Source organism: Propioniciclava flava, assembly GCF_004126535.1.
In the GTDB taxonomy this organism is placed as follows: domain Bacteria; phylum Actinomycetota; class Actinomycetes; order Propionibacteriales; family Propionibacteriaceae; genus Propioniciclava; species Propioniciclava flava.
Map to the genome: position 1 here is coordinate 66,434 of NZ_PPCV01000006.1, position 14,993 is coordinate 81,426.

Consider the following 14,993-nt stretch of genomic DNA (forward strand, 5'->3'; position numbering starts at 1 on the left):
CGCACCGCGTGCACTAGAGTCTCTTCTCGCGCGCACCGCTAGCTCAACTGGCAGAGCAGCTGACTCTTAATCAGCGGGTTCAGGGTTCAAGTCCCTGGCGGTGTACCAGAGCAAGGCCCGGAAGGTTCCTCTTCCGGGCCTTGTTGCATCCCCGACACCCACACGAGCATGCCCTCCCCGGGGCGTCGCCAGCCACCCAGTCCGCCTGCCCCAACCCGCGCGCCACGGGGAGAGCGCGGGAAACGCGATGGTGGGCCGGGAGACATCCTCCCGGCCCACCATCGCGTCACTGTGTCGTTGCTAACAGCTCACTTCACGCCACCGGCGGTCAGCCCCGCCACGATCCGGCGCTGGAAGACCAGCACCAAGATGATCAGGGGCACGGTCAAGAGGACACCGGCAGCCATGATGCTGCCCCAGGGAGTGTCGAAACCGTACTGACCGGTGAACTTGCTGATCGCCACCGTGGCCGTGTACATGTCCGACCGGGTCGCGAACGTCAAGGCGATGAGGAACTCGTTCCACACCGCGATGAAGGTGATGATCGCCGTGGTGAAGATGCCGGGAGCCGCCAACGGCAGGATGACCCGCACGAAGGCCTGCCCGGGGGTGCAGCCATCCACCATGGCTGCCTGCTCGAGCTCGACCGGCAACTGCCGGAAGAACGCCGTGAGGTTCCACACGCACAGCGGGAGCCCGAAGCTCAGCGACGGGATGATGAGCGCCTGGTAGGTGTTCATCCAGTTCAGCGGGAACCAGGGATAGGACCCCGTGAACAGCTTGAACAGCGGGATCAGCAGCGTGATGCCAGGGAACATCGAGCAGGCGATGATGATCGCCAGCACCGCGCCCTTGAACCGGAACCGGAGCCGGGCCAGCGCGTACGCAGCCAGGATGCCGAACAGGAGGGTGAGGACCGTCACGACCGTCGAGACGATGATCGAGTTGATGATCGCTCGGCCGAAGTTGTTGCTCGGGTCGAACACCCCCGCGTAGTTCGCGAATGACACCGGGTTCGGGATGAAGTCGGTGCTGCGCCCCATGGTGGGCAGACGCAGGGAACTGACGATCATCCAATAGAACGGAGCCAGGCAGTAGATCACGATGACGGCCATACCGATGATGCCGCCGACCAGCACCGCGATGTCCTTGCCCGAGCGCTTGCGATGGGCGAGCGCGTGCACCTCTTCTGCGGAGGTGTGCACGTGTGTCTGCGTGGTCATGAGGGCGAATCTCCGCTCGTAATCGTGCTGCGCACCGGCTTGGGGACGGGACGCCCCTCAGCCTTGGCCTGGCGCGCCGCGACCTTGCGGCGCTTACGGGCCTCCGCCATGGCCTTCGCCTCGGGATCGCCCACCACATCAGCCCCCAGCAGCTTCACGAACAGGAAGGCGACCAAGACGATGTAGAGGAACAAGACGATCGAGTAGGCGGCAGCTGGGCCGTAGCGCAGGGCGTTGTTCTCGAAGTAGGCGAACATCGACAGCGTTTCGACCGAGTACTTGCCCGGGCCGATCATGCCGAACGGGAGATCGAACATGCGCATGGTGTCGAGGGTGCGGAACAGCACGGCCACCACGAGGGCGGGCTGCACCAAAGGCAACGTGATCCGCGTGAACTGCTGCCAGCCGCTCGCCCCGTCGACGCGGGCCGCCTCATAAACCTCGTCGGGAATCGTCTGCAGACCGGCCAAGGTCAGCAGCCCGATGAACGGTGCCGTCTTCCACACGTCGGCGACGATGACGGCCCATTGCGAATAGGAGTTGTCGGCCAGCCACAAGATGTTTTGACCGAGCAGCTTGTTGGCCACACCGTTGGCGTCAAAGATGAGCGCCCACATCTTGGCTGAGACGATCGTCGGGATCGCCCACGGAACCAGGATCGCGGCACGCACGAGGCCCCGCCCCCGGAACGCCTTGCTCATGATGACGGCCATGGCCACGCCGATGATCGTCTCCGCGACCACACACACCACCGTGAAGAAGGTGGTGTTGATGAACGCATTGACCAGTCGGTCCATGCTCCCCCACACACCGACGACGAGCGTCGGGTTGGAGAAGATGTCGGTGAAGTTGCTCAGTCCTGCGAAATGCTCGCCGCTTTGAAGGACGCCCGTAGTGGGATCCACGCCACTGCTGCTGGCGAACAGCGACTCACGGACCGAGAACAGGATGGGGAATCCCACCACCAGGGCGATCACGAGCATGGTGGGCGAGACGAGGATCGTGGCCAGAAGATTCTGACCATCGCTGAGGAGATTCCTCTTCGGCCGGCGAGCCGGCGACGCCGACGGCGTAGTCGCCGTCGCGGATGCTGTCATAGGGTGCTCATTTCCTCTGCCGAACCAATGGCCCGGCGCGACACACGTGGTCGCACCGGGCCATCGGATTCAGTGATGGCCTCGACTCACTTGACGAGGTCGGTCAGCTTGGTCTGCAGTTCGTCGAAGGCGACCTGCGGAGTCTTCTGACCCTGCAGGGTGGCGTAGGTCGCGTCCTGGACGGCCAACGTGACGTCGGCGTACTTCACAGCCTTCGGACGAGGCTTGGCCGTCGCGATGGAGTCACCGAGATCCTTCAGGTACGGGAACTCCGTCTGGAGGGAGCTATCGGAGTACAGCGACTGGACCGTCGGGGCCTGCGACGACGTCTTCAGACGGCGCTTCTGGTTGTCCTGGGTGTTCATCCACTTGATGAACTCCATCGCAGTGCCCTTGTTGTCGGCGAACTTGGAGATCGCCATGTTGTGACCGCCCAGGGTCGAAACGCCGGGACCGTCCTTACCCGGCAGCGGAGCCACAGCAAACTTGCCGGCCACCTGCGAAGAGCCGTCCGTCTTCTGTGCGAGCTGGTACACGTAAGGCCAGTTGCGCAGGAACAGCAGCTTGCCGTCCTGGAACGCCTGACGCGACTCTTCCTCCTTGAACGTGATGGCTTCCTTCGGGATCATCCCGTCCTTGAATCCATCGACGAGCCACTGAACACCGCTGAGAGCCGCCGGCGTGTTGACCGCGGGCTTCCCGTCCTTGGTGAGCACCTCACCGCCGGCGGAGTTGATGGCCTCGGCGACGTTCACCGTCAAGCCCTCGTACTTCTGGAACTGACCGGCGTAGCAGGACATGCCGGGGTGCTCGGGGACGATGGCGTCGCAGACGGTCTTCATCTCGGCCCACGTCGTCGGGGCCTTGAGGCCCTTGGCGTCGAGCAGATCCTTACGGAAGTACAGCAGCGCACCGTCGGAGGTCGACGGGTAGCCGTACACCTTGTTGAAGTACGTGACGCCGTCCACTGCGCTGGGCAGCATCCCGGTCATCGGGAACTTGTCGGTGGGGAGTTCCTGCACCCACTGGTTGGCGGCGAACTCCGCCGTCCACACGACGTCCATGCTGATCACGGAGAACTCGCCGGACTTCGCGGTCGCGCGCTGCACCATCGCATCGCGCTGCTGATCGGCGCTGTCACTCAGCTCGATGAGCGTGACCTTCTGGTCGGGGTTGGCCGCGTTCCATTCGTCGATCTCGGCCTTCAGGTTGCCTGAGGTGTCCTTGCCCTGGGCGTAGGTGATCGGACCCTTCTTCGTCCAATCCGCGGTGGTGTCTGCCCCTGCGGAGCCGGAGGACGCCGGCGTCGAAGAACAAGCAGCAGTCGCGAGCACCCCAGCGGCGGCGAGTGTCGCCACCAGTGCGCGCTTCGTGGTCTTGTTGTTCATCAAACCTCACTTCTCTGTGACGGCTCGCACGGACCTGCGGGCCTCGTTCGTGGACTCAAAATAGACCCGCTCGCTTCATGGCGGAAGTAACTACACCCCATCGTTATCAATCTTTGACTTTGTGGGAAGTGCCCGGCCAGCGTGGCATCGATGCCGGATGGCGTGCACAAACGGCCAAGGGCACGCGCCTTCGCGTGCCCGGCTATGTGATTTTGTGTGGGGTCTTGGGTGAAGCGCGGGGGAACGATCAGTTCCCGCGTGCCAGGGACCGCACAACGACCAGGAACGCAACGCCCCCGATCAGGGCTGCAGCCAGCGCGAGGGCACGCGCCGTCTTCAGACTGCCATCGGGGTTGACGAACTGAGCCTTCACGCCGCCCACTTCGTCGGCGACGAACTGCTTGGCGTCCTCGACGCTACGGGCGACGATGACCTTGGGATGGGACTGCGTGATGAGCCCCTCGATGTTGCTCGCGAGCCTGGTTCGCGCGGCGGCGATGTCGGCCTCGATTCGTGCTGTGTTGCTCGTGCCGTCTACCACCGCTGCTCCTTTTGCCCAGTGCCGCTGCCTCCGTCCACTATGCCAGAAGCTAGGCTGACAATCATGGCCAGACTTCAGACCGGCGACCCTGCACCCACCTTCTCCTTGCTCGACGCCGATGGCGTCGCCCACTCCCTGGCGGATTACGCAGGGGGGCGCGTGATCGTCTACTTCTACCCGGCCGCCATGACCCCGGGCTGCACCACGCAGGCCATCGACTTCACCACCCACTCCGTCGAGTTCGGCCAAGCGGGCTACACCGTGGTGGGGATCTCCCCCGACTCACCGGCCAAGCTCGCCGCATTCCGGTCGAAGGAGAACCTGGACGTTCTGCTCCTGTCCGACCAGGACAAGGCCGTGATGAAGGCCTACGGTGCCTTCGGCACCAAGATGTTGTACGGCAAGGAGATCGAAGGGGTCATCCGGTCCACCTTTGTCGTCGACGTTGACGCCGACGGGAAGGCGACGATCGCCGAGGCCCAGTACAACGTGAAGGCGACCGGTCACGTCGACCGCTTGCGGCGTCAACTCGGCCTGTAACACGCAACAACGCACGACCGCTTCGGCAGGCCGCCGGAGCGGTCGCCCTGCAAACACGCACGAGCCGAACGCAGCGCCGGGTCTAGGGTGCGGCCTGTGAAATCCCTGCTCCCCGGCCTGGCTGTCTGCGCCGTGGCGGCAACTGCCGCCCTGCTCATCAACCTCTGGGCCCGGTTCTCTCGGCACTTTTGATCGCGATTGTGCTCGGCATGCTGGTGGGCAACCTCCTCCCCTTGCCCTCCCCCTGCGCGCCCGGTGTCGCCTACAGCGCCAAGCGGCTACTCCGCATCGGCGTCGTCTTGTTGGGACTCCAGGTCTCGCTCGCCGACATTGCAGGGCTCGGCTGGGGCATGGTCGGCGTGGTGATCGGCGTCGTCACCCTGACGTTTACGTTGACGCTCCTCATCGGACGCCTGCTTGGTCTGTCCACCTCGGCGACGCTGCTGGTGGCCAGCGGATTCTCGATCTGTGGCGCCGCAGCGGTCGCTGCCTGTGACGGTGTGATCGACACCAAAGACGAGGAGGTCGCCTCCGCGCTCGCCCAAGTGGTGTTGTTTGGGACGGCGATGATCGCGGTCATCCCGGTGCTGAGCGGCCTGCTTGGACTCAGCGAACACCAGGCAGGTCTGTGGGCAGGTTCGTCGGTTCACGAGGTCGCTCAGGTCGTCGCGGCTGCGGGCATCATCGGCCCCGCAGCGCTGGCGGTAGCGGTGATCGTCAAGCTCGCCCGGGTCGTGCTGCTGGCGCCCGTCATGGCCGTCCTGGCTGTGTGGCAGCGGCGCCGCCACGATGCCGACCCCGCCTCCGCAGGCGTCCGTCCCCCGCTGGTCCCGCTCTTCGTGGTCGGGTTCCTGGTGGCCGTCGTGGTGGCCAGCCTCGGCATCGTTCCGGCCCCCGCCCTGAGCGTCATCAAGATCGTGCAGACCCTGCTGTTGTCAGCCGCGATGTTCGCTTTGGGCACGGGCGTCAACGTCCGCAAACTGCTCGGGATGGGTGGGCGTCCCATCCTGCTGGGCGCGAGCGCGACCGTCATCATCACCCTGCTCGGCCTCGGGGGGGTCCTGCTCACGACCACGTAGGCCCGCGCTGCCCACCCCGGGCCGCGTTCACAGCGTCAGGGACGGCGCAGATGCTCGGCCAGAAACGCCAGCTTGCGGCGCAGGTGGTATTCGCCGCCGCCCTCGTGGTCGTTGTAGCGGTACACCGCCATCTGCTTGTCCGGGGACGCCCAGGCGTTGAAGGCGGCGAACCCCGTCGAGGGCGGGCAGGTCTCGTCCCGCAACCCCACCGAAAAGAGAGCGGGCGCCTGGGCCCAGGTAGCCAAATTGATGCCGTCGAAGTACGACAGCACCTCCAACGTGCGCTCGACCCGGTCGCGGTACCGTGCCAGATACTCCACGATCTCTGAGTACGGCGCCCGATCCGTGATCTGCATGGCTCGCTCGAACCCGCACAGGAACGGCACGTCGGCAGCCACCGCCGACACGTCGGGGGTGAGCGCCGCGGCGGCGATCGCCAACCCGCCCCCCTGGCTGGTCCCGGTGACCGCGACGCGGGCCGGATCGGCCCAGGGCAGTTCGCGGACGGCGTCCACCACGAGTGCCGCATCCGTGTAGAGGCGCCGGTAGTAGTAGGTGTCTCGGTGAGCGATCCCCTTCGTCATGAGGCCTGGCACCGTGGACGACCCCGCGTCCTTGTCCGGGTCGGGAGTGCTCCCGCTTCGCTCCATCCCTGGCCGCGCGAATCCACCGTCACATGGACGTAGCCCGCCATCGCATAGAAGGTGTTTTGCCACGCCACGCCGCGCGAGCCGCCATAGCCGTGGAACTCGGTGACCACGGGTAGCGGCCCCGGAGCCCCCGCAGGCACATGCACCCAAGCTCGCACCGGCTGTCCATCGAACCCGGAAAAGGTGAGGTCGTAGGTGTCCAACAGCGCCAAACCAGTGTCGGCCCGCTCCCACCTCGGTGCCCACGCTCGTCGGCGCGACTCCTCCAGGGTCGAACGCCAAAAGGACTCCAGATCCTCGGGGCGCCGCACAGTAGGGCGGTAGTTCTCTAGTTCGCTCAGCGGAAGATCAAACTCAGCCACGCGTCCACCCTAGTGACATGGCGACCTGGGTGCCGGAGAAGGGACTTGAACCCTCACGCCTTGCGGCACGGGAACCTAAATCCCGCGTGTCTGCCAATTCCACCACTCCGGCCAGCCGGATCAGTCTAGCCAGGCCTTGTCTCCCCTGCTCACTCGGGCGCTGCGCCAACCGCCACGAGGCGCAACGCGGGGTCGTCCAGGGCAAAAGTGCGCACAGGGCCGGGGCCCGTCTCGGCGGTCTCGAAGCGAATGGTCACGCGCCCTAAACCTGAGCCCCACACCCAGCCGTGCCCCCACTCGTCATGCTCCACGTCGGCGCCCGGGGTGAAGGAGGGCACCCAGCGCGGACGCAGCACCACCTCCTGCGGCGCCGATCCGGGGGCGGCCGTGGCGATGGAGGTGACGGTGGCGCCCAGGGTGTCGGGCTCGAAAAGCTCCTCCTGAGCGGCCTCGGTGAATCCCGCGACGCCCACACCCAGCAGCCGGAAGCCGGTCTCGATGGGGATCGCGTCCAGCAGCGAGCGCGCGATGCGCGCCACGGTGTCGGCGCGATCAGTGGCGCCGTGCAACGTGAGGCTGCGCGAGATGATCGTGAAGTCGGGGCGCTTGACTTTGAGGGTGATAGTGCGGGCGAACTGCCCCTGCCCCGTGAGCTTTCCCACCACCAGGCGCGCGTCACGCTCGATGACGGCGTCCAACTCGCTGCGGTCGGTCACATTGCCCTCGAAGGTGTCCTCGATGCTGATCGACTTGGCTTCCCGGCCTGCCACCACGGGACGCAGATCCATGGCATGAGCGAGGGCGTACACCCCTTCGCCTTGAGCCTTGCCCAGTTCGCGCAGCAGTTCGCCACGGCTCAGGGCACGAATGTCGGCGATCGTCGTCACGCCCAAACGGGTGAGTCGTTCCATGGTTGCCGGGCCAACCCCGGGGATCGCCCGGGCGGGCAACGCGGCGATGGTGTCGATCTCGGTGCCGGACGCAACGACGCGCACACCGTCGGGCTTGGCCAGCTCACTGGCGACCTTCGCCATGAACTTGCTGGTCCCCACCCCCACCGACGCCGTCAGGCCTCCCGTAGCCTCGGTGACCCGGGCCCTGAGGCCTTCGGCGAGTTCGGTCAGCGCGTGTGGGGTGAACTCCTGCGTCGGGCCCGCGGCGAGGTCGACGAACGCCTCGTCGAGGCTGAGCGGCTCCACCAGGGGTGACAGTTCGGCCAGCAGGCCCATGACGATCGCCGAGGACGCCTGATAGACGCCGTAACGACCAGAAAGGTAAGCACCGTGGGGGCACAGCCGCCTCGCCTCATGCATCGGCATGGCCGAGTGGACGCCAAAGGCGCGCGCCTCGTAGGAGGCCGTCGAGACCACACCGCGCCCCCCAAGCCCCCCGACGATGACCGGTTTTCCCCGCAGGGACGGCTTGTCGCGCTGCTCGACGGCGGCAAAGAAGGCGTCCAGATCGAGGTGGAGGATCGAGGCATCGCGACGGTGCCCGCTGACCTCCTGCATCCCTCCAGTGTGGCATCCGGGCCTGACGCTTCACGCTTTTGTCATCCGGGCGTGCCACCATCGAACACATGGATGCGATCACCCTGCTCATCGACGCCGCCAGCCGCCCCACCGACGCCGCACGCACAACGTTGCGGGCCCTCGACCCTGATGTCGCCAACCTTCCTGTACCGGGGCGCAACGGCACGCAGGCCAACTCGATCGCGTGGCTGGTGTGGCATGCCGCGCGCCAGCAGGATGCGCAGGTCTCTGCCTTGGCGGGCACCGAGCAGCTATGGGTGAGCGGGGCGTGGGCTGCCCGGCTTGGGGTCCACCGCGGGCCCGACGAGATCGGCTTCGGCGACTCCCCCGAGCGTGTCGCGGCGCTACGCGTCGAGGAGCCCGCTGTGCTCCTGGCCTATGTCATCGCCGTGACCGACGCCACACTGGCGTATCTGCGCACGTTGGAGGCGTCCGATCTCGACGACATCGTCGACGCGTCCTGGGAACCGCCTGTGACGCGTGGTGCGCGCCTGATCAGCACCATCGACGATGCGGTCGCGCACCTGGGGCAAGCCGAGTACGCCCGTGGCCTGCTGACGCACTGGTCGGTCGGCTACTGACCCTCGAATGCGGGGTCAGGCGCGAGGGGGTAACGGGGCGATCCGCGCATACCCGACGAAGTCGAACTCCCCGCGGGGCTCGCGTCGCGTCTCGCGCCAGACCGCAGGGTCGATCGTCGGGAAAAGCACCGACCCTTCGGCGGGGTGATGCACCTCGGTGAGGTCGAGTTCGTCCACCTGGTCCATCGCTTCGCGGTACACGCGGCCGCCCCCGGCGACAAAGATCGTGTCGTCGAGGGAATGAGCCAGCGCGAAGGCGTCCTCCAGCGTCGCGACCGCGTAGCCGAGCCGCGGCTCGCCTGCGGGCACCTCGATGTTCTCGGGGTGGCGGGTGATCACGATGGTGGTGCGTCCGGGCAGCCACCGGCCAATAGCCTCGAAGGTGCGCCGCCCCATGATCATCGGGTGGCCCAGGGTCACCTGCTTGTAGCGCGCCCAGTCTTCGGCGTACTCGAAGGGCTGGCGGGTGCCGTCCCCGATGACCCCATTCGACGCGACGATGGCAATGGCGATGACGGGCATGGTTCCTCCTGCTGGCGGGGCGGGCGGTCGCTCAGACCGCGATGGGAGCCTTGATGGTCGGGTGGGGGTCATACCCGATGAGTTCGATGTCGGACAGTTCGAACCCGTCGATCGTCGTCACGTCCGGATTGAGCCGCACCGTCGGCAACGGACGCGGTTCGCGGGTGAGTTGCTCGCGCGCCTGGTCGAGATGGTTGAGGTAAAGGTGCGCGTCCCCGAGTGTGTGGACGAACTCGCCGGGCTGCAGGCCCACCACCTGGGCGATCATCTGGGTCAGGAGGGCGTAGGAGGCGATGTTGAACGGCACACCCAAGAAGACGTCCGCGGAGCGCTGGTACATCTGGCAGCTCAGCCGTCCGTCGGCCACAAAGAACTGGAACAACAGGTGACACGGCGGCAGCGCCATCGCGCCCACGTCGGCAGGGTTCCAGGCCGCGACGACGAGCCGTCGCGAGTCGGGGTTGACGCGGATCTGTTCGATCACGTCGGCGAGTTGATCGATCCGCCTGCCGTCGGGGGCTTCCCAGCGCCGCCACTGCGCTCCGTAGATCGGCCCCAGGTCGCCTGCTTCGTCGGCCCACTCGTCCCAGATGGTGATGCGGTTGTCGTGCAGCCAACCGATGTTCGTGTCACCGCGCAAGAACCACAACAGTTCCCCAAAAATGGAGCGGGTGTGCAGCTTCTTCGTGGTGAGCAGCGGGAAGCCCTGTGACAGGTCAAACCGCATCTGGTGTCCAAAGACACTGAGCGTCCCCGTCCCGGTGCGGTCAGATTTCTGAACCCCGTCCTCCACGATGTGCCGCAGCAGGGCGAGATATTGGGCATCGGCCTGGTTCGCCACGCCTTCGGTTCGGGCCGCCTGCCCCCATGCACCGGACGCCGACGCCCCGACGACGCTTGTCTGCCCCAGGGCTGCAGCCAAGGGAGCGACGGTGGCGCGCAGCGCCTTGCCGCGGTGGCTGATCGCGTCCTTGGCCTGGGGGGTCAGTTCCGCGGTGGTTTGGTCATAGCCCTCGGGAATGAAGGCCGGATCGTATCCAAAACCGTTGGTGCCCCGGGGCTCGCGGGCCAGCCGGCCCTCCATCGTGGCCCGTTCGACGTGCTCGGTGCCATCGGGCATCACCAGCGCGACCGCGCACACGAAGCGGCCCGTCCGCTCAGGGTCGTCGACGTCGTCGATCTGGCGCAGCACCAGGGCGAGGTTCTCCGCGTCGTCGCCGTGCCCGCCCGCCCAACGAGCCGAGCGCACCCCCGGCATGCCGCCCAGGGCATCGACCTCGAGCCCCGAATCGTCGGCCAGCGCGGGCAGTCCGGTCGCCTCCGCGGCGGCGCGAGCCTTGATCAGCGCGTTGCCCTCGAAGGTTCGTTCCGTCTCGGCAGGCTCGGCGTACTCGCCGATCTCCTCCAGCCCGACCACCTCGGCGTCCACCCCTGCCCCGTGGAGGATTCGCCGCAGTTCCGCCAGTTTCTTCGCGTTATGGGTAGCCAAGACGACGCGCTGCTGCATGGCCCCCACCCTACGGTGCCTGCCCCGGCCTGCCGAATGCCGTCCGCCACGAGTAGACACCCCGCTCATGCCGGGGGCTGCCGGGCCCCCTCTGCGGGGATCGGGCGGCTCGCACGGGGCGCGCTTGGGCGGCGCGGGCAGGCGTCCACATCACGCCCGCCCGGGGGAATGTCACCGACGCGAGCTATCGTCTCTGAGTCGCGAAGCGCCGGCCCCGTTCCGGGCCTGACGTTCGCCCCGGGGAGAGGACCACATGACCGCACCACACACCGATCCGGCCCAGCCGACCGTTTCCCCGTGGCGCGCGCTGTGGGCGCTCGTGGTCGGGTTCTTCATGATTTTGTTGGACACCACGATCGTGTCGGTAGCCAACCCGGCCATCAAGGCAGCCCTCGACCCGGCGACCGCCAACCTCGACAACGTCGTGTGGGTCACCAGCGCTTACCTGCTGGCCTACGCGGTGCCGCTGTTGCTGACCGGACGCCTGGGCGATCGCTTCGGGCCCAAACGCATCTACCTCACCGGGCTTATCGTCTTCACCGTGTCCTCGCTGCTGTGCGGCCTGTCGGGCACGCTCCCGCTCCTCATCGCGGCCCGCGCCCTTCAGGGCCTCGGCGCCGCGATGATGACGCCCCAGACGATGGCCGTCATCACCCGCACGTTCCCCGCCACCCAGCGCGGCGCGGCCATGGGGCTGTGGGGTGCCACGGCTGGCGTCGCGACCCTGGTCGGCCCCATCGCTGGAGGCGTCTTGGTGGACGCCTTGGGCTGGGAGTGGATCTTCTTCATCAACGTTCCCGTGGGGATCATCGCGTGGTTCCTGGCCTTCCGGCTCGTCCCGGCGCTCCCCACCCACCCCCACCGCTTCGATACCACCGGGGTCGTGTTGTCGGGAGCCTCGCTGTTCCTCATCGTGTTCGGGCTTCAGGAGGGCGAGTCGTACAACTGGGGCCAGATCTGGGGCCCCATCTCGGTGTGGGGGCTCATTATCGCGGGCGTCGTCCTCGGCGTGATCTTCGTGTGGAATCAGGCGCGGACTCGTAACGAGCCGCTGGTACCACTCGAACTCTTCCGCGACCGCAACTTCGCCGTCGCCAACATCGGGATCGCCGCCGTCGGGTGTGCGGTGACCAGCATGGCGCTGCCGCTGATGTTCTTCGCCCAGTTGGGACGCGGCCTCACCCCCACCCAGGCCGCATTGATCACGGCGCCGACCGCCGTCTTGTCGGGGGTGCTCGCACCCGTCCTGGGGCGCATCCTGGACCGCACCGATCCGCGCTTCATCCTGCTGCCTGGCCTGGCGATGGTGCTGCTGGGCCTGGTGTGGTGGTCGCTGTGGATGACCCCCGACACGCCCATCCTCGCGTTCCTGATGCCTGCGGCCGTCATGGGCGTGGGGCAGGCAGGCATGTGGGGTCCCCTTTCCACGACCGCCACGCGCAACCTGCAGCCTCGGCTCGCTGGCGCTGGTGCGGGCGTCTACAACACCACGCGTCAGATCGGCTCGGTGATCGGCTCGGCGGCTGTTGCGGCGCTCATGCAATCGCGCCTGAGCGCCTTGATGCCCGCCGGGCACGAGGGGCTGGGCGACCCACATGGTGGCTTGCCCGCCTTCGTGGCCGCACCGTTCTCCCAAGCCATGTCGCAGGCAATGTGGCTCCCCATCGCCATCTTGGCCCTCGGACTGGTCGCGGCCTGCTTCCTGGAGCGCCCCAGCGTCTTGGACAAGCGACCCCACTGAACCAGGCTCCGGGGAGTCCCCGAACCCACCCTCCCCGTACGACCCAGCACCGCGGTGATGCGTGATGCGTCCTGCATTGTGCCCGTGTCGCTTTGTGCTGGGCGTGCCCCGTTGCGGGTGGCCCGGCCCATCGGGCCCACAGTGCGGCCGATACGAACCCTCGGCCGCGACGGGCTGGTGCTCGCTGTCGCGCGGGTACCGGCTTCCCGGAACCTGGTGGAGGAAAGCCTAGGGCTCTTGGAGGTCGACCGACCAGTTCAGCCCCTGGAGGCGGTCGTCGAGTTGCCGGTAGGCCTGCGCCGCGTCGTCGGCCTGCTTGCGCAACGCCGCCACGTCCAGCGTCGGGACGAACTTGATCTCCGATCGACCCATCCGGTTCCCCGGCGTGGCAGCCGAGGCGGCGTCGGCCAGGAAGGTGCGACGGCGCGCGAGCGTGTCACGGCGGGCGATCGCGTCTGTCACCGTCACCCCCGGCTCGAACTGCGTGGCGGCATTGGTGGCGTTGATCGCCGACACCAGCCACGTCAACCGCTCGAAGCAATGCTCAGCCTCAGCAAGGAGCCCCGCAGGGTCCTCGACGGGGGATTCACCCTCCTGGACGAGCGCCGAGGACGCCAGGCGCCCGCTCAACTCCCCCAGCCGAGTCTGGACGGCGGCCCGCTCGGCCAAGGCTTGGGCCAGCTTCATCGCTCGTCCTGCAAGGCTTGAGCTTGAAGGGTCGCCAACGTGGCGCACCCGGCCTGCCCGAGATCCACCAGGGCGGCCAACTGATCTCGATCGAACGGCTCCCCCTCGGCGGTCCCTTGGACCTCAACGAGGCGCCCGTCGCCGGTGCACACGATGTTCATGTCGACCTCGGCGGTCGAGTCCTCCTCATAGGGCAGGTCGAGCATGATCTGCCCGTTGACGATGCCCACGCTGATCGCCGCCACCGAGTCCTTCAACGGCTCCCCGGCCAACAGGCCACGTTCACGCAGCCATGCGACCGCGTCGGCCAGCGCCACATAGGCGCCCGTGATAGACGCCGTGCGCGTCCCCCCGTCGGCTTGCAGCACGTCGCAGTCGATGACGATGGTGTTCTCCCCCAGCGCCTCGTAGTCGATGACGGCGCGCAGCGCGCGCCCGATCAGCCGCGAGATTTCGTGGGTACGCCCGCCGATCTTGCCCCGCCTGGACTCACGATCCGAGCGCGTGTGGGTGGCGCGCGGCAGCATCTCGTATTCGGCGGTCACCCAACCCAGCCCGCTGCCCTTACGCCAGCGCGGCACCCCGGGGGTGACCGATGCCGCCACCAGGACCCGCGTCCGGCCGAACTCCACCAGCACCGATCCTTCGGCGTGGTCGAGCCAGCGGCGGGTGATCGTGACGTCGCGAAGCTGATCGGGGGCGCGCCCATCGGCGCGAGCGGTAGTCATGCTCGCAGAGTAGCCGGTAGGACCTGCTCCACGCCCTCCACGAAGCCACCCATGAGGCGACGTCCGATCCCCTCGAACATGGCGGGACTACCGGTGGTGAGGAATCGTCGGCTCACCGGACGCGGTTCGGCGCGCACCAACCCCAGGTCGGTCAACGTGGTGAACACTTCCTTGGCCGATTCTTCCGCCGACGACACCATCGTCACGTCGTCGCCCAGGACATACCCCAGGGCGCCGGTCAGGAGCGGATAGTGCGTGCACCCCAGGATCAGGGTGTCGACGTCGGCGGCCTGTAGCGGCGCCAGGTACTCCCGGGCGAGCGTCACGATCTCGGGGCCTGAGGTGATCCCGCGCTCCACGTAGTCCACGAACTGGGGGCAGGCGGAGGTGAAGACGTCGACGTCGGGTACCGCAGCCAACGCGTCGTCGTAACTGCCCGAGGTCGCCGTCGCCAGCGTGCAGATGACGCCGATCCGGCCGTTGCGCGTCGCTTTCGCCGCGCGACGCGCGGCCGGAAGGATCACCTCGATCACCGGGACGTCGTAGCGTTCCCGGGCGTCGCGCAACACGGCGGAGGAGGCGGAGTTGCACGCGATGACCAGCGCCTTGACATCCTGCTCGACGAGGTAGTCCAGCGATTCCAGCGCGAACTGCCGAACCTCCGACAAGGGCCGGGGGCCATAGGGCGCGCGTGCGGTGTCGCCCAGGTAGACGATGTCTTCGTTCGGGAGTTGGTCGGTGACCGCCCGGGCCACCGTCAAGCCGCCGAATCCAGAATCGAAGAGTCCGATCGGGGCGCCGTTGTCACTCACGCC

General features: G+C 67.2%; 16 protein-coding genes, 2 tRNA genes and 1 pseudogene. 5 read left to right on the forward strand and 14 right to left on the reverse strand.

Features of this window, described 5'->3' with window-relative positions; translation table 11 throughout:
- Positions 1-32 precede the first annotated feature (32 nt).
- Positions 33-108, forward strand: a tRNA-Lys gene (locus C1706_RS09540).
- Positions 109-308: 200 nt separating this feature from the next.
- On the opposite strand, the gene C1706_RS09545 is transcribed toward C1706_RS09540, so the two are convergent.
- From C1706_RS09545 to C1706_RS09560, 4 genes are all read right to left on the reverse strand, one after another.
- Positions 309-1,115: a carbohydrate ABC transporter permease gene (locus tag C1706_RS09545; RefSeq protein ID WP_241653528.1), complete on the reverse strand. Its 807-nt coding sequence runs from the start codon at positions 1,113-1,115 to the stop codon at positions 309-311.
- Between the two features lie 104 nt (positions 1,116-1,219).
- Positions 1,220-2,320, reverse strand: a complete 1,101-nt coding sequence (locus tag C1706_RS09550; protein WP_129459014.1) for a carbohydrate ABC transporter permease — start codon at positions 2,318-2,320, stop codon at positions 1,220-1,222.
- 86 nt (positions 2,321-2,406) lie between these two features.
- A complete protein-coding gene (locus C1706_RS09555) occupies positions 2,407-3,708 on the reverse strand; it encodes an ABC transporter substrate-binding protein (RefSeq protein WP_129459015.1) in 1,302 nt (433 codons plus the stop codon).
- A 247-nt stretch (positions 3,709-3,955) separates the two neighbouring features.
- A complete protein-coding gene (locus C1706_RS09560) occupies positions 3,956-4,249 on the reverse strand; it encodes a DUF3618 domain-containing protein (protein ID WP_164987505.1) in 294 nt (97 codons plus the stop codon).
- 63 nt (positions 4,250-4,312) lie between these two features.
- On the opposite strand from C1706_RS09560, the gene C1706_RS09565 reads away from it, so the two are divergent.
- On the forward strand, positions 4,313-4,789 hold the full coding sequence (locus C1706_RS09565; protein WP_431830697.1) for a peroxiredoxin: 477 nt from the start codon (positions 4,313-4,315) through the stop codon (positions 4,787-4,789).
- Positions 4,790-4,977: 188 nt separating this feature from the next.
- Positions 4,978-5,868 (forward strand): YeiH family protein, encoded by an 891-nt coding sequence (locus tag C1706_RS09570; RefSeq protein ID WP_206661076.1) that lies wholly within the window; start codon positions 4,978-4,980, stop codon positions 5,866-5,868.
- Between the two features lie 35 nt (positions 5,869-5,903).
- Here C1706_RS09570 and C1706_RS14615 read toward each other — a convergent pair whose 3' ends face one another.
- From C1706_RS14615 to C1706_RS09585, 4 genes are all read right to left on the reverse strand, one after another.
- Positions 5,904-6,452 (reverse strand): acetylxylan esterase, encoded by a 549-nt coding sequence (locus tag C1706_RS14615; protein ID WP_241653517.1) that lies wholly within the window; start codon positions 6,450-6,452, stop codon positions 5,904-5,906.
- The gene (locus tag C1706_RS14620) at positions 6,449-6,880 is read right to left on the reverse strand and encodes an acetylxylan esterase (protein ID WP_241653518.1); all 432 of its coding nucleotides are present in this window, start codon (positions 6,878-6,880) and stop codon (positions 6,449-6,451) included. Before C1706_RS14620 ends, C1706_RS14615 begins: the two co-directional genes overlap by 4 nt.
- A 30-nt stretch (positions 6,881-6,910) precedes the next feature.
- A tRNA-Leu gene (locus tag C1706_RS09580) sits at positions 6,911-6,992 on the reverse strand.
- A gap of 37 nt (positions 6,993-7,029) precedes the next feature.
- Positions 7,030-8,391 (reverse strand): DNA polymerase IV, encoded by a 1,362-nt coding sequence (locus C1706_RS09585; RefSeq protein ID WP_129459016.1) that lies wholly within the window; start codon positions 8,389-8,391, stop codon positions 7,030-7,032.
- A 68-nt stretch (positions 8,392-8,459) separates the two neighbouring features.
- Here C1706_RS09585 and C1706_RS09590 point away from each other — a divergent pair, with 68 nt between their 5' ends.
- Positions 8,460-8,993, forward strand: a complete 534-nt coding sequence (locus C1706_RS09590) for a mycothiol transferase (RefSeq protein ID WP_129459017.1) — start codon at positions 8,460-8,462, stop codon at positions 8,991-8,993.
- A gap of 15 nt (positions 8,994-9,008) precedes the next feature.
- Here C1706_RS09590 and C1706_RS09595 read toward each other — a convergent pair whose 3' ends face one another.
- From C1706_RS09595 to rdgB, 3 genes and pseudogenes are all read right to left on the reverse strand, one after another.
- Complete coding sequence (locus C1706_RS09595) at positions 9,009-9,515, reverse strand: dihydrofolate reductase (protein ID WP_129459018.1); 507 nt, start codon at positions 9,513-9,515, stop codon at positions 9,009-9,011.
- Between the two features lie 31 nt (positions 9,516-9,546).
- On the reverse strand, positions 9,547-10,356 hold the full coding sequence (locus C1706_RS14370; RefSeq protein ID WP_206661086.1) for a thymidylate synthase: 810 nt from the start codon (positions 10,354-10,356) through the stop codon (positions 9,547-9,549).
- Between the two features lie 72 nt (positions 10,357-10,428).
- Positions 10,429-11,022, reverse strand: a pseudogene (rdgB, locus tag C1706_RS14375) (RdgB/HAM1 family non-canonical purine NTP pyrophosphatase); the annotation flags it as partial.
- Between the two features lie 253 nt (positions 11,023-11,275).
- On the opposite strand from rdgB, the gene C1706_RS09605 reads away from it, so the two are divergent.
- Entirely contained in the window at positions 11,276-12,763 is a 1,488-nt protein-coding gene (locus tag C1706_RS09605) for a DHA2 family efflux MFS transporter permease subunit (protein WP_129459020.1), read from the forward strand.
- Positions 12,764-12,991: 228 nt separating this feature from the next.
- Here C1706_RS09605 and C1706_RS09610 read toward each other — a convergent pair whose 3' ends face one another.
- Genes C1706_RS09610 through murI form a run of 3 tightly spaced genes read right to left on the reverse strand, consistent with a single transcriptional unit; the run spans position 12,992 to position 14,990 of the window.
- On the reverse strand, positions 12,992-13,450 hold the full coding sequence (locus C1706_RS09610) for a DIP1984 family protein (protein WP_129459021.1): 459 nt from the start codon (positions 13,448-13,450) through the stop codon (positions 12,992-12,994).
- Positions 13,447-14,178, reverse strand: a complete 732-nt coding sequence (gene rph, locus C1706_RS09615; RefSeq protein ID WP_129459022.1) for a ribonuclease PH — start codon at positions 14,176-14,178, stop codon at positions 13,447-13,449. Before rph ends, C1706_RS09610 begins: the two co-directional genes overlap by 4 nt.
- Positions 14,175-14,990, reverse strand: coding sequence for a glutamate racemase (murI, locus tag C1706_RS09620; protein WP_129459023.1), 816 nt, complete (start codon positions 14,988-14,990; stop codon positions 14,175-14,177). Before murI ends, rph begins: the two co-directional genes overlap by 4 nt.
- Positions 14,991-14,993: the final 3 nt, after the last annotated feature.